At 54.7% G+C, this 20,831-nt stretch carries 22 protein-coding genes and 1 riboswitch; of the genes, 12 read left to right on the top strand and 10 right to left on the bottom strand.

Features of this window, described 5'->3' with window-relative positions:
- Window positions 1-39: 39 nt before the first annotated feature.
- The 5 genes from groL (at window position 40) to K1718_RS23020 (ending at window position 7,576) form a co-directional block, all read left to right on the top strand.
- A complete protein-coding gene (gene groL, locus K1718_RS23000) occupies window positions 40-1,683 on the top strand; it encodes a chaperonin GroEL (RefSeq protein ID WP_152503156.1) in 1,644 nt (547 codons plus the stop codon).
- Between the two features lie 116 nt (window positions 1,684-1,799).
- The gene (locus K1718_RS23005; RefSeq protein WP_173006130.1) at window positions 1,800-2,693 is read left to right on the top strand and encodes a LysR family transcriptional regulator; all 894 of its coding nucleotides are present in this window, start codon (window positions 1,800-1,802) and stop codon (window positions 2,691-2,693) included.
- Between the two features lie 116 nt (window positions 2,694-2,809).
- Entirely contained in the window at window positions 2,810-4,450 is a 1,641-nt protein-coding gene (locus K1718_RS23010; protein ID WP_418068140.1) for a sulfatase-like hydrolase/transferase, read from the top strand.
- 1 nt (window position 4,451) lies between these two features.
- A complete protein-coding gene (locus K1718_RS23015; RefSeq protein WP_265680710.1) occupies window positions 4,452-6,581 on the top strand; it encodes a TRAP transporter permease in 2,130 nt (709 codons plus the stop codon).
- Between the two features lie 17 nt (window positions 6,582-6,598).
- Window positions 6,599-7,576, top strand: coding sequence for a TAXI family TRAP transporter solute-binding subunit (locus K1718_RS23020; protein ID WP_173006132.1), 978 nt, complete (start codon window positions 6,599-6,601; stop codon window positions 7,574-7,576).
- A gap of 103 nt (window positions 7,577-7,679) precedes the next feature.
- Here K1718_RS23020 and K1718_RS23025 read toward each other — a convergent pair whose 3' ends face one another.
- The 4 genes from K1718_RS23025 to K1718_RS23040 all read right to left on the bottom strand — a co-directional run bounded on the left by K1718_RS23025 (window position 7,680) and on the right by K1718_RS23040 (window position 10,572).
- A complete protein-coding gene (locus K1718_RS23025; protein ID WP_265680709.1) occupies window positions 7,680-8,879 on the bottom strand; it encodes an RNA polymerase sigma factor in 1,200 nt (399 codons plus the stop codon).
- Window positions 8,876-9,229: a YciI family protein gene (locus K1718_RS23030; RefSeq protein WP_152503161.1), complete on the bottom strand. Its 354-nt coding sequence runs from the start codon at window positions 9,227-9,229 to the stop codon at window positions 8,876-8,878. Before K1718_RS23030 ends, K1718_RS23025 begins: the two co-directional genes overlap by 4 nt.
- Before the next feature lie 29 nt (window positions 9,230-9,258).
- Complete coding sequence (locus K1718_RS23035) at window positions 9,259-9,768, bottom strand: SRPBCC family protein (RefSeq protein ID WP_265680708.1); 510 nt, start codon at window positions 9,766-9,768, stop codon at window positions 9,259-9,261.
- Between the two features lie 165 nt (window positions 9,769-9,933).
- On the bottom strand, window positions 9,934-10,572 hold the full coding sequence (locus K1718_RS23040) for a VOC family protein (protein ID WP_265680707.1): 639 nt from the start codon (window positions 10,570-10,572) through the stop codon (window positions 9,934-9,936).
- 123 nt (window positions 10,573-10,695) lie between these two features.
- Here K1718_RS23040 and K1718_RS23045 point away from each other — a divergent pair, with 123 nt between their 5' ends.
- Window positions 10,696-12,486 carry a hypothetical protein gene (locus tag K1718_RS23045; protein WP_265680706.1) on the top strand — a complete coding sequence of 597 codons (1,791 nt, stop codon included), beginning with the start codon at window positions 10,696-10,698 and terminating at the stop codon, window positions 12,484-12,486.
- Window positions 12,487-12,518: 32 nt separating this feature from the next.
- Here K1718_RS23045 and K1718_RS23050 read toward each other — a convergent pair whose 3' ends face one another.
- Complete coding sequence (locus K1718_RS23050; RefSeq protein ID WP_265680705.1) at window positions 12,519-13,223, bottom strand: glutathione S-transferase N-terminal domain-containing protein; 705 nt, start codon at window positions 13,221-13,223, stop codon at window positions 12,519-12,521.
- Between the two features lie 205 nt (window positions 13,224-13,428).
- On the opposite strand from K1718_RS23050, the gene K1718_RS23055 reads away from it, so the two are divergent.
- From K1718_RS23055 to K1718_RS23075, 5 genes are all read left to right on the top strand, one after another.
- On the top strand, window positions 13,429-13,641 hold the full coding sequence (locus K1718_RS23055; RefSeq protein ID WP_265680704.1) for a SlyX family protein: 213 nt from the start codon (window positions 13,429-13,431) through the stop codon (window positions 13,639-13,641).
- Between the two features lie 82 nt (window positions 13,642-13,723).
- The gene (locus K1718_RS23060) at window positions 13,724-14,737 is read left to right on the top strand and encodes an efflux RND transporter periplasmic adaptor subunit (protein ID WP_152503167.1); all 1,014 of its coding nucleotides are present in this window, start codon (window positions 13,724-13,726) and stop codon (window positions 14,735-14,737) included.
- Window positions 14,734-15,972: an ABC transporter permease gene (locus K1718_RS23065; RefSeq protein ID WP_265680703.1), complete on the top strand. Its 1,239-nt coding sequence runs from the start codon at window positions 14,734-14,736 to the stop codon at window positions 15,970-15,972. The genes K1718_RS23060 and K1718_RS23065 overlap by 4 nt, the downstream gene beginning before the upstream one ends.
- Window positions 15,969-16,682, top strand: coding sequence for an ABC transporter ATP-binding protein (locus K1718_RS23070; RefSeq protein WP_265680702.1), 714 nt, complete (start codon window positions 15,969-15,971; stop codon window positions 16,680-16,682). The genes K1718_RS23065 and K1718_RS23070 overlap by 4 nt, the downstream gene beginning before the upstream one ends.
- A 101-nt stretch (window positions 16,683-16,783) precedes the next feature.
- Window positions 16,784-16,908, top strand: a riboswitch (SAM-I-IV-variant riboswitch).
- Window positions 16,909-16,949: 41 nt separating this feature from the next.
- Window positions 16,950-17,246 carry a hypothetical protein gene (locus K1718_RS23075; RefSeq protein ID WP_265680701.1) on the top strand — a complete coding sequence of 99 codons (297 nt, stop codon included), beginning with the start codon at window positions 16,950-16,952 and terminating at the stop codon, window positions 17,244-17,246.
- Window positions 17,247-17,252: 6 nt separating this feature from the next.
- Here K1718_RS23075 and K1718_RS23080 read toward each other — a convergent pair whose 3' ends face one another.
- From K1718_RS23080 to K1718_RS23090, 3 genes are all read right to left on the bottom strand, one after another.
- Window positions 17,253-17,597, bottom strand: coding sequence for an acyl-CoA thioesterase (locus tag K1718_RS23080; RefSeq protein WP_152504432.1), 345 nt, complete (start codon window positions 17,595-17,597; stop codon window positions 17,253-17,255).
- A 241-nt stretch (window positions 17,598-17,838) separates the two neighbouring features.
- The gene (locus tag K1718_RS23085) at window positions 17,839-18,060 is read right to left on the bottom strand and encodes a hypothetical protein (protein ID WP_265680700.1); all 222 of its coding nucleotides are present in this window, start codon (window positions 18,058-18,060) and stop codon (window positions 17,839-17,841) included.
- Window positions 18,054-18,545 carry a group III truncated hemoglobin gene (locus K1718_RS23090; protein WP_265680699.1) on the bottom strand — a complete coding sequence of 164 codons (492 nt, stop codon included), beginning with the start codon at window positions 18,543-18,545 and terminating at the stop codon, window positions 18,054-18,056. The genes K1718_RS23085 and K1718_RS23090 overlap by 7 nt, the downstream gene beginning before the upstream one ends.
- 93 nt (window positions 18,546-18,638) lie before the next feature.
- Here K1718_RS23090 and K1718_RS23095 point away from each other — a divergent pair, with 93 nt between their 5' ends.
- Entirely contained in the window at window positions 18,639-19,073 is a 435-nt protein-coding gene (locus K1718_RS23095) for an RrF2 family transcriptional regulator (RefSeq protein ID WP_265680698.1), read from the top strand.
- Here K1718_RS23095 and K1718_RS23100 read toward each other — a convergent pair.
- Both K1718_RS23100 and K1718_RS23105 read right to left on the bottom strand, forming a co-directional pair.
- Entirely contained in the window at window positions 19,070-19,759 is a 690-nt protein-coding gene (locus K1718_RS23100; protein ID WP_152503173.1) for a Crp/Fnr family transcriptional regulator, read from the bottom strand. The genes K1718_RS23095 and K1718_RS23100 overlap by 4 nt on opposite strands.
- A gap of 198 nt (window positions 19,760-19,957) precedes the next feature.
- Window positions 19,958-20,755: a ChbG/HpnK family deacetylase gene (locus K1718_RS23105; RefSeq protein ID WP_152503174.1), complete on the bottom strand. Its 798-nt coding sequence runs from the start codon at window positions 20,753-20,755 to the stop codon at window positions 19,958-19,960.
- Between the last annotated feature and the right edge of the window lie 76 nt (window positions 20,756-20,831).

Raw genomic sequence — 20,831 nt, forward strand, 5'->3', positions numbered from 1 at the left:
TTGATCTCATCATCATTCCAATTTAAGTGAGACGACTACATGTCTGCTAAAGAAGTAAAATTCTCCTCCGACGCCCGTGAGCGCATGCTCAAAGGCGTGGACACCCTGGCAAACGCTGTAAAGGTAACCCTCGGCCCGAAAGGCCGTAACGTTGTTCTCGACAAAGCCTTCGGCGCTCCGCGTATCACCAAAGACGGTGTTTCCGTTGCCAAGGAAATCGAACTGGAAGACAAGTTCGAAAACATGGGCGCACAGATGGTGCGTGAAGTTGCTTCCAAAACCAACGACATCGCTGGTGACGGCACAACAACCGCGACGGTTCTGGCTCAAGCCATCGTCAAGGAAGGCGCAAAAGCAGTTGCTGCCGGCATGAATCCGATGGATCTGAAGCGCGGCGTCGATCTTGCTGCTGCTGAAGCTGTCAAGTCTCTGGAAGCTTCTTCCAAGACCATCACGACTTCTGAAGAAGTTGCACAGGTCGGCACCATTTCCGCCAATGGCGACGAGCAGGTCGGTCAGGACATTGCCGAAGCCATGCAGAAAGTCGGCAACGAAGGTGTTATCACCGTCGAGGAAGCCAAGTCTCTGGAAACCGAGCTCGAAGTCGTTGAAGGCATGCAGTTCGACCGTGGCTACCTGTCTCCTTACTTCGTCACCAACGCTGACAAAATGCTGGCTGACCTGGAGAAGCCTTACATCCTGCTGCACGAGAAAAAACTCTCCAACCTGCAGGCCATGCTGCCGATCCTGGAAGCTGTTGTTCAGTCTTCCCGTCCGCTCATCATCATTGCTGAAGATGTTGAAGGCGAAGCGCTGGCAACCCTCGTTGTCAACAAACTGCGTGGCGGCCTGAAAATCGCTGCTGTCAAGGCTCCGGGCTTCGGCGACCGCCGTAAGGCCATGCTGGAAGACATCGCGATCCTCACCGGCGGCACCGTGATCTCCGAAGATCTCGGCATCAAGCTGGAGAACGTCTCCCTCGACATGCTCGGCACAGCCGAGAAAGTTGCCATCACCAAGGAAACCACCACCATCGTTGACGGTGCCGGTTCCAAGGAAGACATTGACGGCCGCGTTGGTCAGATCAAGGCACAGATCGAGGAAACCACTTCCGATTACGACCGTGAAAAGCTCCAGGAGCGCCTGGCCAAGCTTGCTGGCGGTGTTGCAGTTATCCGCGTTGGCGGTGCAACCGAAATCGAAGTGAAAGAGAAAAAAGACCGCGTTGACGATGCTCTGAACGCGACGCGTGCTGCTGTTGAAGAAGGCATCGTCCCAGGTGGCGGTACCGCTCTGCTGCGCGCCAAGAAAGCTGTCGAAGCTCTTTCTTCCGACAATTCCGACATCGAAGCCGGCATCAAGATCGTTCTGCGCGCTCTGGAAGCTCCGCTTCGTCAGATCGTTGAAAACGCTGGTGTCGAAGGCTCCATCGTTGTTGGCAAGATCCAGGAAAATGGCGATGACACATTCGGCTTCAACGCTCAGACCGAACAATTCGTCAACATGATCGAAGCCGGCATCATCGACCCGACCAAAGTTGTCCGTACTGCTCTGCAGGACGCAGCTTCCGTCGCCGGCCTGCTCATCACAACCGAAGCCATGGTTGCTGAGCTGCCGAAGAAAGAAGCAGCACCGGCAATGCCGGGTGGCGACATGGGCGGCATGGGCGGCATGGGCTTCTAAGCCAGTCCTTCCAGACGATCCAAGACTTGAGGGCGAGCCATTGGCTCGCCCTTTTGCTTTGGCGATTGCGATCTCCTATTGTCAGCAATTGATGTGATTGATCAGTGGAGAGCTTGTTGAAACCCCAGCATGTGGAGTTGATCGTCACGATCGCCGAGCTTGGCAGCCTGGGAGCAGCTGCTGCCCGCATGAACAAGACCCAGCCGGCAATTACCAAGGCATTGAAAGCCGCCGAAACAGAGCTTGGAACGCCCATCTTCTTTCGGGCCTCCTATGGTGTCGTGCCCACGCGTGAGGGACAACTTATCGTCGATCGTTGCCGGAAGATCTTCGGCGATATCAAGAAACTTCGCGAAGAGGTCGCCCAGATCCAGGGGGACTATGTCGGAACGATCGATATCATCGTATCGCCGCTTGTTGCGCTGAAGGTTGTTCCAGCCGTCCTGCGTCGCTTTCAACACCGGTTTCCAAATGTAAAAATAGGTATCACCGGCGGTCACGCCCCCGCAGCCTTTTCTCCCCTGCGGCGCGGGGAAGCCGATTTTGTTCTGGGACCTTCACCATCTCCCAGCGACCTTCCAGGGCTTCAGGCAACGCAATTGTTCTCAACACCGGTTTCAATCCTTACCGGCAGTCAATCACGGTACTTGAGCGTAACAGACCCACTGGATCTCAGAGACGGTCGCTGGATCATGATCGGACCTAAGGAGCGTCGCCCGGTCTATTACGAGATTTTTGAAAGAAGGGGCGTTCGACCGCCTGAACCTTTTGCCCGCTCGGATTCCGTTCTAAGCATCCTTTCCATGCTTGAGGGAACCGATCTCTTGTGCTCGTTTCCAAGTCTGCCAATTCCCGAACTTCGTGCAAAGTGGGACATCGGCCTTGTGCCGATTGAGGAGACATTGCCGACAGTCTCCATTGCCATTACCAGCGCAAAAGACAGAATTCTTACACCGGCTGCCTTTGCCTTTTCAGACCTCGTTCTTGAGCATTGCAGGGAGTGGAACTGACTCATAACCAAAATTACCGAAAGAGAAAAACGGTGATTTGTAAGCTATGAGTAATTCGCCTTATTCTCTCCCATCTGGCGATCTTGGGAGGGACAGCGCTGAACATTCTCTTTGTCATGTATGACCAGTTGCGCTTTGACTACTTGAGCTGCGCCGGTCATCCGCATCTGCACACTCCGAATTTTGATCGTGTTGCGGCCATGGGCGTCCGGTTCACGAACGCTTATGTGCAGTCGCCGATTTGCGGTGCAAGCCGCATGAGCACCTATACCGGGCGCTATGCATCCTCGCACGGCGCGCAATGGAACGGGTTTCCGTTGCGCATCGGCGAAATGACTATGGGCGACCATCTGCGCAAGCTTGGGATGGAGTGTTGGCTCATCGGCAAAACGCACATGAAAGCCGACAAGGAAGGCATGTCCCGTCTCGGCCTCAGCCCTGACAGCGTCATTGGAGCGCGCCAGGAAGAATGCGGTTTCGATGTCTGGGTCCGAGACGATGGCCTCTGGGGCCAAGGGCCGGATGGCTTCTATGACGAAAAGCGGTCACCCTATAACGAGTATCTGAAATCCAAAGGCTACGAGAGCCCTAACCCATGGGCAGATTTTGCTAACGCTGGGATCAGTGACAATCAGATCGCCAGTGGATGGATGTTCGACAATGCTGACAAGGCCGCCAACATTCGCGAAGAAGACAGTGAAACACCCTGGCTGACCTCTCAGGCAATCGCGTTCATGGAACAGGCCAAGGGAACCTGGTGTGCGCATGTCAGCTATATCAAACCCCACTGGCCATACATCGTGCCGGCTCCCTACCACAATATGTTTGGCAAAAATCATGTGCCGCAAGCAAAACGCCACGCGCTTGAACGTGAGGGCGCTCATCCGGTCTATGCGGCCTATATGGAAGGCAAGATATCGGAAGCTTTTCAGCAGGACCCTGTTCGTGAAAAAGTCATCCCTGCCTACATGGGGTTGATAAAACAGTGCGACGATCAGTTGGGCCGCCTTCTCGACTATCTGGAAGAAAGTGGACAACTGAAGGACACCATGATCGTCCTCACGTCCGACCATGGTGACTATCTGGGCGATCACTGGCTGGGCGAAAAAGACCTCTTTCATGAACAGTCGGTCAAAGTGCCGCTGATCATCCATGATCCCCGCGATGAAGCTCAAGGAACCCGTGGCACGACATGTGATGCCTTGGTGGAAGCCATTGATCTGCTACCAACCTTTGTCCAAGCGGCTGGCGGCAACGTGCCGGACCACATTCTCGAAGGTCGTAGCCTGGAACCATTCCTGCACGGGAAAGCGACCCAGACACGTGAGTTTGTCATCAGCGAATTTGACTATTCGCCAACGCCTCAATGCGTGAAACTTGAGCTCGAACCCAGAGACGCGCGCCTCTTCATGGTGTTCGACGGCCGCTACAAACTCATGCATGCAGAAGGCGGTTTTCGCCCGATGCTTTTTGACCTCGTCTCCGATCCTGACGAGTTTGTCGACCTTGCGAAAGACAACGAGCACTCCGCGGAAATCGACCGTCTCTATGGCTACCTGGCGCAATGGGGACGGCGGCTTGCGCAACGAGTTACCAAATCGGAAGACGACATCAAGGCTATGCGTGGCCGTTCCCGGCGAAAGGGTATTCTCCCATTTCTCAAGGACGGCACCGAAGTTCCGGCAGAATTGACGGAGGCTTATCGCGGTCCAGCCCTTCAAAATCATCTCGATGAACGCAAGGAAGCGGGAGAGTGAGATGAGTGCAGTCCAGGCCGACAGTACAGAGACCAGTCGTCATCCTTCCGGTCGCGTCGCGACCCACCTGTCGGAAGTGCTCGCATTCTGTTTTGCGATGGTGATCCTGCTTTACGCGGCTTCGGGCCCGATCTCCGAGTTTGTTCGCTGGGTCATTGAAATGACCACGCCCGGCTTTGATGAACTCTCCAGACGCGACAAACGGTTGCTTTATCGCGAACACTGGCTTGGTGGCGGGTATCGAAGTTTTGAACGGGCCTTTCTGTTGCCCACCGGCCTGATACTGGGTCTCCCGATCCTGTTCGCCTTTGCGATTTCACTTCTCACACTTCATAGCAAACCCGCATTGCAATGGCTGAACTGGGTTCTAACGCTGCTGGCCATCGCAGCCTTTTCAGCATGGATTGTCAAAATTTTTGCGACCGATGGCGGCGCGCTTCCTACCGCCCAACCGATCGACTATGTGATGTTTCCGCTCGCGACATTGATCACTCTCTATCTGACATGGCGCATGTTCGGCGGGTTCATTGTGGCGTTTTGCGCCTTCTGGGTCGTCTATTTCTTCATACGGGGAGACTTGCCCGGCTGGACCGGGATCCTTGCCGGTTCCGATGCAACCTTTGCGCAAAATCTGCGCTCAATGGTGCAGAACTTCTGGGCTCAAACAGGGGGCATGTTCGGCCAGCCGCTTCAGGTCGTCTCGGGAAACGTTCTCATCTACATCGTGTTCGGCGCCGTGATGATGGCTTCAGGCGCAGGTGATCTGCTTCTTAAGATAGCCAATCGTTTGACCGGGGGCTTTGTCGGAGGCGCAGCCCATGCTGCGGTTGCCAGCTCCGCTCTGTTCGGGACGCTGTCGGGCGCTGCAATCTCGAATGTCGTCTCCACCGGTGTGATGACAATCCCTGTCATCAAGAAATCGGGCTTTCGGCCGGCCTTTGCCGGCGCTGTGGAAGCCGCCGCCTCCACAGGTGGTCAGGTAATGCCACCGGTCATGGGTGTTGTCGCATTTTTCGTCGCCGGCCAAATAGGCCTCGAATACCGCTACATCGTCGTCGCGGCGATCCTGCCGGCGATTTTTTACTATTTCGGCACCTTTTTGACCATCTACTTCGAGGCCAGAAAACAGGGGATCGAGACACTCAGGGCCGAAGACCGGCCTGCGCTCAACCGGATGGAACTCTTCCAGTGTCTGGTGTTCATCATTCCGCTTGGTGTTCTGACTTACTTCCTTTTCGTCCAGCCATCTGTACCCAAAGCAGGTTTCTACGGTCTGGTGGCAGCCCTTGTGACGGCACTGGTTCTCTTTCCAGCGTTCCGTTCTGCAGGCAGTCTCTGGTCGGCATTCGTGAGCGCGGGGCGCATGTCCGCGGCCATCGTTGTCATTGTTACCGCCATCGGCCTCATCGTTGGGTTGATTCAGGTATCCGGTTTTTCAGGCAGGCTTGCACTGTTGCTGACACAACTGGCGAGCGGGCCGCTTCCAGTTGTCTTGCTGGTCGTTGCGCTTGGCTCCATCGTGCTTGGAATGGGCCTTCCACCCGGTGCCACCTACTTTATCATCGTGATCGCGCTCAGTTCCGGCATTGAAGCGATCGGCATTCCACCGCTCACATTGCATCTGTTCGTGGTTTTCTTTGCCGTCATGTCAACAGTAACGCCGCCAGTTGCGCTGGCTGCATTTGCTGCAGCCCCTATCGCGGGCGCAGACCCCGTGCGGACGGGTTTTGAGGCAGCCCGCATCGGCATCGCCGGATTTCTGATCCCGTTTGTTTTCGTCTATCATCCAGCGGTTCTCTACAAGCTGCAGGTCCTCTTTGTCTGGTTTGGAGAAGACCTCCCGAACAGTCGCGCCATGCTCGATATCGCGACGGTTGGATGGCTCGAATTCGCATGGGTCATTGTCGCCTTCGTGCTCGCCATGTGGATGCTCGCTTCCGCATTAACGGGCTTTGATCGTGGCACTCTCAGCCCGGTCGAAAGACTGGTCAGGACCGCACTGGGTCTGCTCACGCTCGTACCAAGTCTTTTGGTAGCCGGCTTCGCAACTGTCGCCGGCATCGCACTGCTGGCGCGTCATTTTCATCTGTCACGGCTTTCAACCTCAGACGCACCAAAGGAATATGCATGATCAAGGGAGGAAACCTCATGCGCCGACTAAGTCTTGCGACTGTTCTCGCCACAACCCTTATTGCTTCATCCAGTTGGGCGGAGGAAGTCACGTTAAAGATGGCCACCATCGCGCCGAGTCTTGGCCAGGCGATCACGATGGCTACCTTTGCCAATATCGTGACCGAGAATTTGGATGACGTCACGATTGAGGTCGCTGCTGGCGGCGCCGCAACTGTCCACATGCTCGAAGTTGCCAAACGCAATCTCGACATGTCGATGGGCTCTCCGACCATTCACTCGCTACTCAGTAACAAGAGGGCAATGTACAAGGACGTGGAAAACCACGAGGAGCTTGCCGGAAACATCAGCCAGCTCATGGCTTTTCCTTGGGGGGCTTATCACTTTGCGGTCCGCCCTGATAGCGGGATCGAGTATCTCGATGATATTGAAGGAACAACCGTGTTTCTGGGGCCGCAAGGCGGCGGAGCCTACAATGCTGCCAAAGGCTGGATCCAGTCGACCACGGGCCTTGTTGCGGGCGAAGACTATGATGCGATCAAGGCAAACTGGAAAACTGGCTTTCAGGCATTTCTGGATGGCAAGATCGACATGTATGTCAATGGTTGTATCGACCCCTGCCAGCAGTTCATACAGTTCACGGAAACAGAGAAAGTGCGGTTCATCGGACCGGAAGATGATAGCGGTGACGCGGTCGACAAGTTTCTCGGCAAGTTCCGCCACCGCACAGAAGTGCCTGCAGGCCTTTATGCAAATCAAGTCAACGACGGCCCCGTCAAATCCAACGATACCGGAGTCAGCATTGCAGTTCGCACCGATCTTGACGAAGAGCTGGTCTACAACATGACCAAGGCTTTCTGGGAGAATGTCGACAGCATCGCGTCCGATGCCCCTTGGGCCAAAGCTCTGACACCCGAATATGCCGCAAAAGCGGAAGGCACCATCAAGCTGCACCCAGGCGCAGAGCGCTACTACAAGGAAATCGGCGCGCTGTAACCGGCAGCTTCCAAAGGTCGTCGGCGGCGTCACTAATGCAACGCGTGATGCCGGCGACTTCAACCTGCGTGTCAGGCAGGCTCTCTAGAATCGTTTGGCATGATCAATTCGGAAGCACCGTGATCCGCCTCTGTTTCAGGAATTCAATGGTGGGCAGGTCAGTTGCCAGTGAAATCGCCTTTTCATAGCAGGCAAGAGCCTCATTGTTACGGCCTGCCCTGGCTTCCAAGTCGGCTTTGACAGCCCAGAAAGGCTGGAATGCCGGACCGACACTTTCCTCAATCGCCTCGATGGCCGCAAGCCCAGCTTCTGCGCCATGCAATCGGCCGGTAATCGCAGCTTGTGCAACAAGTCCGCCAGCCGTTGGCACTTTGGTCAAATAGGCATGATAGAGCTTGTTGAGCGCCTTCCAGTCCGTTTCACCGCTTTGTTTCCGTTCTATATGAACGGCTTCGATTGCCGCCTCTATCTGAAACCGGTCCACCGCTTTCAAACGATAGGCACGCGACAAGTGTCGCTTGCCGTAGCTGATCAATTCGTCATTCCAAAGCTTGGTGTCCTGTTCATCCGTCGGCACAAGCACACCCGCGACTATTCGGGCATTTACGCGCGCATGGCTGAAGGCGATCAGCGCAGAAAGACCCAGAGCCTCTGCGTTATCCGGCAGCAACTTGCACAAAAGATCCGAAAGGTAGAGCGCTTCCTCACCCAGCGTTTCTGCCGGATCGAGCCAATCATGAGCATGCAGACCGTAGATCGCTTCAAGAACGGAATTGCTCCGTTCGGGCAATACGTCCTGATCCGGAACTTTGAAGGGAATGCCCGCATCCCGGATTTTTGTCTTGGCACGTACAAGCCGCTTTGAAAGTGCGGCCGGAGACATCAAATAGAGGCGCGCTATATGCTTGGCATCAAGTCCGAGGACTGTTTGAAGCATCAAGGGCGTATGCAAATCTGCAGCGATCGCAGGGTGTGCGCAGACCATCATGAGAGCCAGGCGTTGATCTGGAAATTCAGGATCTGAACTTTCTTCTTCCGGCATGTCGGGCAACTCGTGTTCGGTTGGAAAGCGCGTCCTACGCCTTTGCACGTCTGTCAAACGGTTGCGCGCGACCGTCAAAAGCCATGCATCCGGATTGCCAGGCACCCCATTGGCCGGCCAATGGTCAAGCGCCTTGGCAAATGCATCCGCCAAAGCATCTTCGGCCTGGGCAATATCGCTCGTGCGCGCTGACAGAAAAGCGAGCAGACGCCCATAAGAAGCCCGCGCCGCCATTTCGGCAGCACGGGCAGCATCGCTCAATTGCCCCCCATCGCGGATGCTCGAATTTCGACTTTTCCGGTTTTCGCAGCCGGGCATTTTTCTGCCCAAACCATTGCCGCATCCAGATCCGGAACGTCTACGACGAAATATCCGCCAAGTGTTTCCTTGGTGTCGGCAAAGGGACCATCCTGGATTTCCTTCGCACCCGCCTTCAGAGAAAGGGTTGTCGCCGTCTGCACCGGCTGCAGCCAATCGGTGTCCACAAAGACACCAGCTTCCTGCAAGGCACCGATATAGGCTCCGTAGACTTCCTTTTCGGCTTCCCAGTCTTCAGCAGTCATGTGCGCAAGGTCGGCCGGGTCCGTATAAAGCAAGAATGTATAACGCATTTTGTTTCCTCAATTTTTCAAGCCGATGATCACGCGGCAGATGCCAGGTTGTCGAGACCCTGTTCAAAGGTCTTGCCGACCATTCCATCCATAAAGAGCCCAAAGACCCGAAAGACCGGATTGTAACCAAGGTCCATGTCCATGCGCCATGTGACGAGCGTTCCACCCGGTGCTTCCACAGCCGAGATCTCCTGGGCTGGTTTACCCATTGCGCCCAGATCTATGTTGTAGCGCACGGTATCTTGAGTCACTGCTGCTACGGTTTGACTGCCCTTCCCGTCTTTGCCGTTGAACCGGAAACCGGACCCAACCCCGCTTTCAGGCCCGAAGGGAGTGATCTTCAGGTTGGCATCGGCGGTTAGATAAGGATTGAATTTCTGATACCCGGCATTGGAAGCTGCCAGGGACAAGATCGTTGCAGGGCTCGTTGCCAGCACGGCCTGGCGTTCAACATGTATCTGCCTTGGCAACAGCAAAGTTCCAGCAGCAATCAATGTCAGAGCGCCGACACCGCCGGCCAAATAAGTCCAAATCGTCATGATGTCCTCTCAGTCTGTTCTTGAAAGCACCTTGCTTTCACTGACATGACGAACGGTTTGGGTCCCGATGGACATCGACGGACATTTTTTTGAAATTGAAAAAAACTTTGCCGGGCGCTCGGTACTTTCAGGCTTTTTCCGATAGGAGGCAGATGTAAGGATACTTTACGTCAGCATCTTGCGACCTGACGAAGTTTCGATCTCCGCGCAGTATCGAACACGTTCGCCAAACCGAACCGACAGCGGGTGTTCGACGTTTAGTGCGCGATAAAGATCTTCTAGTGATTGCGGGTCAGGATGCTCGACTTTCAGCGCAAGAAGGCGTGCTCCCAAATCTGGTATTTCCGCCATGGAAGTCGGGGCACCACGATGATCGATCAGCGACGGCAATGCCCCTTCGAATGGTAGTGTCCCGTCTTTGGGGATGGAAAACGCAAACTCCGGTTGCTTGAAGGGAAGCGCAACTTCTTCTCCGAGGTGATCTCCATACTTTGAGAGCACAGCGCCGATATCCGCAGTGCTGGCAACCCAACCCCTGAGGCGACGGCCTTCGTCCCAGTTCATCCTGACAGTTTCCTGATCATCCAGTCCGAACCATCGCGACCGGTGTGGCCGCTGTCCATCAGGATCAACCGCGACTATTTCCAGATAGACGCGATCGCCAAGCTGGAGCCTGTGATTGTGAGTGCCCATATAGACGTGCCGTGTGCCGAACGGCACGTCCAGATCAAGACAGTCCCGGACATGAGCAACACCTTCGGCCAGTGTCGGCGCGATGACGGTCAAGTGGTCAAGTTTCAGCATGCAGAGGTTCCTCTTGCGGGTAGGAATCGAGACAGCCCAAATTCAAGATTGTTAACCATACGCTGCCATCATCTGTGCCAATTCTATTCTAGGTGACGACGTCATTCGGCAGCGGTGGCCCCTTTGAAAATCGAACTCGCGCCAATTCGTACGATCTTCGGCATTGATCTGCGCACACTTGCACTTTTTCGCATTCTACTTGGCGTCTACATCCTGATTGATCTCGCGATGCGAAGTCGGGATCTGGTCGAACATTACACAGATGCAGGTGTTATGCCGCGATCTGTTCAGATCGATCATCTTTATGTCACCACTTGGTCATTCCATCTGGCAAATGGGGCAGCTTGGTTTCAGGGACTTTTGTTCGGGATCTCAGGCTTTGCGGCTCTCTGTCTGATCGCTGGTTGGCGTACGCGTTTCATGACGGTCATCTCCTGGGGCCTGATGCTGTCGGTGCAGAACAGGAACACCTTTATCCTCTCCGGCGAAGACAATCTTTCCCTTCTTTTACTCTTTTGGGCGTTGTTCTTGCCATTGGGAGCCCGTTATTCCGTTGATGCCGCGCTGGACAAAACGCAAAGCTTTGTCAAAAACGAATATGCTTCATTCGCCACAGGTGCCCTGCTCCTACAAGGCATGTCGATGTATTTCTTCAGCGCGCTTTTGAAGACACATCCGATCTGGTTCAAAGACGGCACGGCGGTGCACTATGCCCTTCAGCTTGACTATCTGGTGACAGCTTTTTCACTTTGGTTCAGGCAATTTCAGGATCTGATGACAGGGCTAACCTACTATGTCTATTTGCTTGAGCTAGTCGGACCGTTCCTAATCTTTTCACCCTTGTTTCACCGAACTCTTCGAATGATTTTCATGCTGGCCTTCATGTCCATGCATTTGGCGTTTCTTCTTTTTCTAGAAATTGGGTTTTTCCCGCTCATCTCCATCATCATGAACCTTACCTTCATGCCTGGTTGGATGTGGGATGCCATCGCCAGGAGGTTGCCTCAGCGCGCCAATGCTGGCCTACATTTGTGGTTCGATCGAGGATGCGATTTCTGCGAGAAGACCTGTTGCTTCTTGCGGGTGTTTCTGTTTCTGCCGGCAACGCAAATCCGTCCTGCGCAGGATGACCCCGACATCGGTGCCGAGCTGGAAGCACGAAACTCATGGGTCGTCACCAAAGGCAATGAACACCACTACAAGTTCCAGGCACTTGCCCTTGTCTTCTGTTCGTCACCGATCTTCTTTCCTATCGGCTGGCTGCTCAAACGCGCCATATTTCGAAATGTCGGCGACCGGCTCTACGACTTGGTTGGCCGCAACCGGAAAACACTCTCAAAGATATCCCGCAAATGGTTTGCATGGCGCACCTCACCCCCACAGTTTGGCGTTGTGACCCAATTGCTGGCTGTGATTTTCCTGTGTTTCATCACAGTGCAGAACCTCGCCACCTTGCCATGGAGCGGCGTCTCTCCGTTACCTGCTTCTTTCAAGATGGTTCGCCAAGCGCTCGGCCTTTATCAGCACTGGACTATGTTTGCCCCTTTTCCGGAGATGACCAGTCCATGGCCAGTCATTGAGGGTGAACTTGCAGACGGGATGATCGTGGATGTCTACAACGGCAAGGTGGGGCTGGCAAACTTTGGAAAACCGGATTTGGTTTCAAAAGTTTATGGGAATTACAGGTGGCGCAAATTCCTGTCGAACCTTGAAGACCAGTCCTACGAGGATAGACCTCAATTTCTCGCACTGAGTTACGGTCGCTATCTTTGCCGGGACTGGGCCCGATTGAATCCGGACAAGCCCGTGCTGCAAAGCTTTGTCATCTATTTCCAGATTGAAAGATCGCAACCACCCGGCGTGCCAAAACATATTCAAACGCGGCAGGTCTGGAACCATGACTGCGCCGGGTAATCGATTTTTTCTATCACTAAGTGGCCAGCAAGCTAGTTCCTTGGAGGGATGTTGACTGCCTTTTCGCTCGCAGGCCGCGCCAGGCAGGTTTCAACCCAGCGAACCACATTCTTGTGATCCAGATATCCGGTCACCTCAGCTGCTTCATAAAACCCGTTGATGTTGCGTGCCCAGGGCCAGCTGGTGACATCCGCGATTGTATAGTCATCGCCCATGATGAATTGCCGCTCTTCGAGTTGGCGGTCCAGAACACCGAGAAGCCTTTTGACTTCGTCGCGATAACGCTCGAACGGACGACGGTCTTCATATTCCTTGCCGGCGAACTTGTGAAAGAAGCCAAGCTGGCCGGTCATTGGACCCAGTCCGCCCATCTGCCACATCAACCATTGGATCGTCTCATATTTCGCTGCCGGATCGGCCGGAAGCAGCTTGCCTGACTTTTCTGCGAGATAAATCAGGATGGCGCCCGATTCCCACAGAGCCAGAGGCTTACCATCCGGGCCGTTGGGATCGATGATCGCCGGGATCTTATTGTTCGGGTTGAGCGACAGGAACTCCGGGGTCATCTGGTCATTGGTCGCGAAATCGACTTTATGAGCTTCATATGCCAATCCCGTTTCTTCCAGCATCGCCGATACCTTGATGCCGTTCGGTGTCGGCAATGAATAGAGCTGGATCCGGTCAGGGTGTTGAGCAGGCCATTTCCGGGTGATTGGGTAGTCGGTCAATGCAGTCATAAAATGCTCTCTTCTAATTCTGTTCCAATGGTCTTTGCCGGATTACGCTGCGCATATAGGACATCGCGATCGTATTTAAACCCATCGCCAGTTGCCGATGAATAATTAGAGAAGACAGAAGCTCGCAAACACCTTATAGCTCGCGCGCTCAAACGGAGAGCCCCTTAAGCTGAGCTCAGGGCCAGGCCTTTTCATGGAGAATTTGATGTCGGACGACAGGGAAGCGCGTATTGAAAAGCTTGAAATTGATCTCGCTCACGCCAACAACACCATCGACGAACTCAATATCGTTGTGATCGAGCAAGGCAAACAGATCGAGCGAATGAAACACGTCCTTGCAAACATGACTGATCAGGTGGAAGAGCTGATGGACAACGTGCTGCCGGGCCACCAGATCGACAAACCACCTCACTACTGAAGGAATTTGGGGAGTTTGATCCATTCCAAGGCCCGCTTTTGCAAAGACACTATGCTGACGTAAGCTTCAAAGAAGGTGCTTCATGCGTGTCTTGAAATATCTGGGTTTTCTAATCGTCCTGATTGCCGGTATTGCCGGCATCTCCTGGTGGAATGCGCGCCCGCCTATTGTCGAAGTCGTTGCGCCCTATAGAGGCAGTGCGGCGGAGGTCGTTTACGCGACGGCGGTTGTTGAACCCGTTCGTTGGGCCAAAGTCACCAGCATTATCCGTGAGCGCATTACCTCTCTCTGCGGTTGCGAAGGCATGGAAGTCGCCAAGGGAGACCAGCTCGCCGAGCTGGACAGTGGCGATGCCCGTGCGACACTGGCCGAGCTGGAAGCACGACAGGTTCTTGCCAAGTCCGACAGACAACGCGCCATGCAGCTCCTGGAACGACGGGTGGTCAGCCAACAGGTCTACGACAAAGCCCAAAGCGAACTCATCCGCGTCAATGCCATGATTGCAGCACAAAAGGAGCGCTTGCGCGACTACAGTATCGTCGCTCCGATGGACGGCGTAATCCTGCGTCAGGATGGTTCGGTCGGTGAAGTTGCAGAGCCTGGAGATGTTCTGTTTTGGATTGGGCAACCCCAACCGCTGCAGCTGATTGCGGAAGTCAATGAAGAAGACATTCCGAAAGTCGTCAAAGGTCAGAAAGCACTCATCAAGGCAGACGCGTTTCCAAATCGGGACTTGATGGCAACTGTTTCACGGATCACGCCCATGGGCGATCCCGTGTTGAAGAACTACCGTGTCTATCTGGATCTGCCGGACGACACACCCTTGCGCATCGGAATGACCGCTGAAATCAATATTGTCACGGCTGAGGAAAGCGACACTTTGCTATTGCCGCTTGCCGCCTTTGATGGTGCAAACGTGCAGGCGATTGCTGAAGACAACACTGTCTCGCTTCTACAGGTCGATACCGGAATCCGTGGCACACGCGCTGTAGAAGTTTTGGACGGTGTGGACCCGAACTCAAGAATTGTCTTTCCCTATAATTCAGACCTGAAAGCGGGGCAGACCGTCCGGACCGAGGCCGGGAAACAGCCATGATTCTATTGCTCAGGATCGCGGCAACTCATGTGCGCAACCGCATGCGTCAGACGGTGGTGTCGACGCTTGGCGTCGCACTCGGGGTTGGCTTTTCAGTTGCCATGGCTGGCTTGATGGAAGGCTCTCAACGGGATTTCATGTCGACATTGATCGAAGCAATTCCGCATGTCGAGATCCAGGACGAACAACGTGCTCCGGCCTTGCAACCCGCCAGCGAACGGTTTGACGCAGTTGCATTTCACGGACTGAGACCGAAGGAAGATCTGCGCGGTATCCGCAATCCGACAGAGGCTTTGGCATCGTTGCGCGATTGGGTGAACGGTTCCATGGCACAGCGATTGAGCGGCCAGGCGGTGCTGCGCTACAGCGGACAGGACATCGGCCTGACCCTGACCGGGGTCGTGCCGCGATATGAACTCCAAGTGTCCAAGATCGAGGACGACATGCGCCAGGGGTCTCTCAAGGATCTTGAGGTGACTTCAAATGGTCTTGTGCTTGGCCGGAAGGCTGCTCAAAGACTCGGCGCAGATGTCGGGGACACTGTCACACTGACATCGGCAAACGGTGTGGCAAAAAGGTTCAAGATCGTCGGACTTTTTCACACCGGCATCACCGCCAGCGACGAAGGCTTTGCTTACGCGCCCCTGAAAGCTGTCCAGATCCTTCTGGAAAAACCCGACATCATCAACAGCATCTCTATTCGTCTTTCAAATATTGGCGAGGCAAACGATGTCGCTTCCCGCGCCGAACGCCAGCTCGGATACAAGGCAGTGTCCTGGGAGGAAGCGAATGAAGGACTGATGGAAGCCTTCTTCGTGCGCAACATCATCATGTATACGGTCGTCGGTGCCATACTGGTGGTGGCAGGCTTCGGCATTTTCAACATCGTGTCCACCATCGTCCATGAAAAGGCAAAAGACATCGCGATCCTGAAATCACTCGGATTTCCGGAGAGGGACATTCAGCAGATTTTCGTCCTTGAAGGCCTCGTGATCGGCGTGCTTGGCGCGATCACCGGGTCAGTGCTCGGTTTCGGCCTTTCCAGCTACCTCGCAACCGTAAAGTTCGAACTTACGACGGATGTCGAGGTGACCAGTCTGCCGATTTATTTTTCGACGCTGCATTACGTGATCGCCTGCTTTCTGGCGCTGTTTTCCTCCGCAATTGCCGGCCTGATCCCTGCTCGCAAGGCTGCCCGTCTCAATCCCGTTGACATCATACGGGGGGCGACGTGACTGCACCTGATGCCGCGCCGAGGGAGAGCCCGCTGCTGGAAACACGTAGCCTGACCCGAATATTGCCCGCCGTCGTCCCCGTAACTCTGGTTCAGGATGTCAGCCTGCGGATCGGTCATTCGGAGTTTGTCGCGATCACCGGACCTTCCGGTTCCGGAAAATCCTCATTGCTTTATCTGCTAGGCCTGCTCGACCGGCCGTCCGAGGGCGAGATATGGATCGCCGGAACGGAAACCGACCGTCTGTCTTCCAGCGAACTTGCCCACATCCGATTGGAAAAGATTGGCTTCGTCTTCCAGTTTCATTTTCTTTTGCCGGAATTCACAGCGCTGGAAAATGTCATGATCCCGATGCAGCGGCTTGGAAAGCTGCCGCCACGGGAACAGCATGAACATGCGGAAGGCCTTCTGGCCGGGCTGGGACTTGAGGACTTTCTGAACCGTCGACCAGAGCAACTTTCCGGTGGTCAACGCCAGCGTGTGGCTGTCGCCAGAGCGCTTGCAAATTCGCCAGACCTGATACTCGCAGACGAGCCCACGGGAAGCCTCGATTCCGTTGCTACCGAGCAGGTTTTTGAAAGCCTGCAGAAGATCGTCGAAACCCAGCAGACCACCATTATCGCTGTCACGCACGATATGGATCTGGCCAATCGCATGGAACGGCGTGTTCATCTGGTCGACGGGCGAATTGACTACGACCGAAAGCAATAACGAAGCTATCAGAGCCTTCTCAGCGCTGGTAACATTGAAATCACAAATGAATTTGTCATCGGCTCGCCGCTTGCCATTGGCGAGAAGACATGTCATAAGCCCGACATCATCAAGAGAAGGGCTGGCGCCCTCGCCAACCTGCCGAACCGGGCAAGGTGGTCCCCGCAATAGGGATGCGGCTGGAAAGACCCTCACATCGGGTTAACCGGCAACCAAGCGGTTCAATAGCATGCGCCAGTCCTCCTCGGGCAACCGATGGAGGATTTTTTGTCTCAACAGCCTTTTGCCGGTCGTGCGGCGGACTTGATCGAGCATCATCTTGGTGCTCATGCCGAACTCGCCGAAGCGTCAATCTGGCAGCGGGCTGCCGAAGACTGTGTTCTGGCACGCATCAAGTCTTTGCGTATTGTCGGTGGATTGCCCCGACACAAGGCGGCCCTGCACCCGGATGAACGTCTGAACCGGCTGAAGAGCCTTCTGCAGCTTTGGGCAAATGGTTGCACATGTGCGGTCGACGAGGATCTGTTCGCCGACATTGTCAACCGTCACCTGTCTGAACGCTAGATTTGGTCAATCGTTGTTGGGAACGGGACGCGGCTTGCCACCGTCGTCGACGGCTACCATCGTGAATATGGCTTCCGTGACCATTTCACGGTGTCCATACCGATGCCGCAGAGCCCAGGCTTCCAACCTGATTTCCATGGAAGAACGTCCAACGCGGATCACTTCTGTATAGACACACAAAACGTCACCGACATGAACGGGACGAATGAATTTCATCTTGTCGACCGCAATCGTAACGACGCGGCCTTCTGCTCTTTGACCGGCAGCAATACCGCCGGCCAAATCCATTTGCGACAAAACCCAGCCACCGAAAATGTCACCTGAAGCATTGGTGTCAGCTGGCATCGCCATTGTTCGCAATGTCAGATCGCCATTCGGTTTGTTTTCGGTCACGGCCGAGCCCCTCCTTTTTCAGACAGGTCGAGACTACCCACCGCGGCAGAGATCACAAGTGCTACTTGATCAAAGTCACTCAAATCACCAGCATCATGATTGCCATGATCCAGAGGGGTAATGGTGCAGCGATCCAGATCAGGACAATCGGCAGGCCGCGCTGCAGCAAGTTCTTGCGCATGTGAAGGAAACTCCTTTTTCAAGCAAAACCGGGGATCTCAATCACCGTCAGGATTGCGAGTGCCAACATTCCAGTGATGAACGCTGCCTTTGCACTGCCGATCAGGGATCGGCCCGCCGTGTCGAGCCGTGGCATCGGCAGGTCGCGCGAATCCAAATACATCGACAGCAACATCAGGGAAAAAACGGCGAACCAGACAACGACAAGCACCTCGGCAACGAGCACGATTGCGATCAACATGATCCGATCCAGTCCTGTTTCGAGGTGAGTTCAGGTGGGGGCACTGCTCCGGCAAATCCAAAAGTCGCCAGCCACAGGCTTTGCGCGATACGCTCTGCAACCGCGATGATTTCGTCAGCAAGGTCGGGCACGAACAGCTCGCGCACAACAGGGCGAAACACACCAAGCCACAAGGCATAGTCCGCACTCACAAGTTCCTTTTGCTTGAGGTGAGCCGGTACAGGCTTTCCTTTGTAAGCGCCGTTCTTCATGAGAACAGACTGCCAGAATGCTTCCATTTTCGGCAGATGCTCATCCCACTTTCCGTCCAACCGACTGTTGAAGATTTCGCCTAGTCGCGGATGCTCGCGAACGCAGCCATAGAATGTCTGGACCATCACGTGAATCGATTGTTCGTCCACGTGTTCATAACGTTGCAGGCGATCGCCCTTGTCGATCACGGGCGGTCTGTCGCGACGGCTAGAGGGTTTGCCGGTCTGCATCATCTTCTCCAAACATTCATTTAAGATGCATCTTTTAAATGACACAAGCTCATACTAAAATCAACATCTGAGATGAATGTTTTACGGGAAGCTGCCATGCGCCTCAGTCAGGCCAGTGATTTTGCCTTGAGAATACTCATGGCCACCGGACAGTCAGACAATCCGCAGACCGTCGAAAAGCTTGCCAAACAGCTGGGGCTGGCAAAATCGCATGTGATGAAGATCGTCGCCCACCTTGCAAAGGGCGGCTATCTGGAAACCACTCGCGGTCGTGGCGGTGGCATCAGGCTGGCAAAATCGCCGGAGGCAATCCGGCTTGGCGATGTCGTTCGGCTGATCGAGCCAGACCTTGGCGTGGTCGCCTGCCTGAAACCCGGGTCAACTGCAGCCTGCGCTTTCCTGCCACGCTGCGCGTTGAAGAGTGCAATGGCACAGGCTGCAGAAGCATTTCTGGACAGCCTGAATGGACAGACCCTGGCTTCAATCCTCGCAGGGACACAGAAAGCAAGACTGTTGGACGCCACTGGCTAAAGCGTTGAAGCCTGTTCGAGAAACTCGATCTGCTCAAGACAATAATAGCCAGAGATCCGGCTGATCGTTCCGGCCCGTTTCCAGTCATTGAGCACGCGGCTGACATTCTCGCGCGCAGCGCCGGCCATATTGGCGATGTCGGCCTGACTGAGCTTGTAGTGGATCAGCATTCGGCCGTCGTCGAGAGGTTTGCCGAAGGTTTCTGCCAATTGCAGCAGAGTTTGCGCAACCCTGCCGGGAAGCGGCAGGAACGAGCGTGCGGCCAAAACGTCATTGGCGTGCCGTAGTCTCTTGCCGACAATTGACAGCATATGACGATAAACAGCCGGGTGCTCGTCCGAGAACCTTTGGAACGCCGCCTTGTCAATGAAGGCGAGTTGCGCCTCTTTCAAAGCGCTCACTGTCGCCGAGCGGGGCCTGCCATCCAGAAGCGCCAGTTCGCCGACAAGGTCGCCCGGCCCGAGAACGGCCAGCAATTGTTCGTCGCCCTCGACGGACAATAGCGACACCTTCAACGACCCTTCCAGCACGGCATAACAACCATTGCCCGGGTCGCCGTTTTCAAAAAGAATTGTTCCAGCAGCAATCTTCATGGGCCGTGCAAGCCGAGACAGCCCGACAGCCAATTCCGGATCCAGCCCCTCAAGTGAAAAGCTGTTCTTCAAAAAATCTTTAATTTCCGCCACACCTACCCCCTGCCAACAGCGCTGCCGCGACGAACTTTTTTGGATCAGTCGCAATCCTGTGATGTTCATCACGTGCAATCAAGCAAAATAACCCTATATCTAAAGTCATGGAAGCGGGGTCGCCCCTCCCCCCTTCCAGGCCTCCACGAAAAACGGCTCTGTTCCCCGCAGGGCCGTTTTTTCGTTGAAATAGCGATCCTAGTTCAAAAACACGTCCTTTTTGTCCAGAGTATGGAAAAACCTCGTACTGGCCAAAACCTCGTACTGACATTCCCTGATCGCGATTTTTTTTCGTGGCTCTTCGCGTCTCAGTCGATCATCGGCCCTGCCGGGAATTGCGGCGACAAAGCTGAGATCGCTCATGCCATCGAAGTGATTGTGCAAAAGACGCTGCAGATTTTCGCGATCATCCGTTTGCGGCAAAGGTTCCGCTCTTGGCAAAAGCTTCATGTTGTGGGCCTTGGCAAGACGGGACAACCGCAGTGCCTTCAAACCCGGTGGAACGGGCGAAATCAAAAGAGGCGGTTTTTCAAAGTCCGCATGATCAACGGCCTTCAGAACAAGGCGTGCAATCGACATACTGGAAAGCAGACCCTCGCGAACGGCGATGAAGTCAGGCTGACGCTTCATCAACACGCTGTACCTTGCCAGTTGTGCCTTGGCTTCTTCCAGCAGTAGTTCATCTGGCATCAGACGGGTCAAGGCGCGGAAATTCAGCTTTTCACGGCTAAACATCCTCTCACCGTAAACTTCCTGCATGCGCGAACTGACTGGTGCCACTCGATCCCCACTGAAGGCAATCGTTACCCCAAAAAGAACCCGGTTCCCGACTTTTTCAGCCGTTTCCTGCAGCGGACGAAACTCGCGGGGCCAAAGCTCTGTTGCGACAAGTGCGCCGACAGCACTCAAGCGCCCCTTTTCGGCGAGTTCGCGCAGGGCGCGGTCAACCCCGAAAGCGAGACCATAATCCAAGGCACCAAGTGTTATTCGCTTCATCTAATTCCGGCGGGCAAATAGCAATTATTCAGCCACATCCCTGCGTCATTCGCCCGCGCAATGCAAGTCCGTTGTG

This window comes from Roseibium porphyridii (assembly GCF_026191725.2).
Lineage (GTDB): Bacteria > Pseudomonadota > Alphaproteobacteria > Rhizobiales > Stappiaceae > Roseibium > Roseibium porphyridii.

Coding starts and splice junctions, on each gene's coding strand:
- groL (WP_152503156.1), top strand. CDS start 40: ATGTCTGCTAAAGAAGTAAAATTCTCCTCCGACGCCCGTGAGCGCATG.
- K1718_RS23010 (WP_418068140.1), top strand. CDS start 2,810: ATGTATGACCAGTTGCGCTTTGACTACTTGAGCTGCGCCGGTCATCCG.
- K1718_RS23015 (WP_265680710.1), top strand. CDS start 4,452: ATGAGTGCAGTCCAGGCCGACAGTACAGAGACCAGTCGTCATCCTTCC.
- K1718_RS23020 (WP_173006132.1), top strand. CDS start 6,599: ATGCGCCGACTAAGTCTTGCGACTGTTCTCGCCACAACCCTTATTGCT.
- K1718_RS23030 (WP_152503161.1), bottom strand. CDS start 9,229: ATGCGTTATACATTCTTGCTTTATACGGACCCGGCCGACCTTGCGCAC.
- K1718_RS23035 (WP_265680708.1), bottom strand. CDS start 9,768: ATGACGATTTGGACTTATTTGGCCGGCGGTGTCGGCGCTCTGACATTG.
- K1718_RS23040 (WP_265680707.1), bottom strand. CDS start 10,572: ATGCTGAAACTTGACCACTTGACCGTCATCGCGCCGACACTGGCCGAA.
- K1718_RS23050 (WP_265680705.1), bottom strand. CDS start 13,223: ATGACTGCATTGACCGACTACCCAATCACCCGGAAATGGCCTGCTCAA.
- K1718_RS23055 (WP_265680704.1), top strand. CDS start 13,429: ATGTCGGACGACAGGGAAGCGCGTATTGAAAAGCTTGAAATTGATCTC.
- K1718_RS23060 (WP_152503167.1), top strand. CDS start 13,724: ATGCGTGTCTTGAAATATCTGGGTTTTCTAATCGTCCTGATTGCCGGT.
- K1718_RS23065 (WP_265680703.1), top strand. CDS start 14,734: ATGATTCTATTGCTCAGGATCGCGGCAACTCATGTGCGCAACCGCATG.
- K1718_RS23080 (WP_152504432.1), bottom strand. CDS start 17,597: ATGGCGATGCCAGCTGACACCAATGCTTCAGGTGACATTTTCGGTGGC.
- K1718_RS23085 (WP_265680700.1), bottom strand. CDS start 18,060: ATGTTGATCGCAATCGTGCTCGTTGCCGAGGTGCTTGTCGTTGTCTGG.
- K1718_RS23090 (WP_265680699.1), bottom strand. CDS start 18,545: ATGATGCAGACCGGCAAACCCTCTAGCCGTCGCGACAGACCGCCCGTG.
- K1718_RS23095 (WP_265680698.1), top strand. CDS start 18,639: ATGCGCCTCAGTCAGGCCAGTGATTTTGCCTTGAGAATACTCATGGCC.
- K1718_RS23105 (WP_152503174.1), bottom strand. CDS start 20,755: ATGAAGCGAATAACACTTGGTGCCTTGGATTATGGTCTCGCTTTCGGG.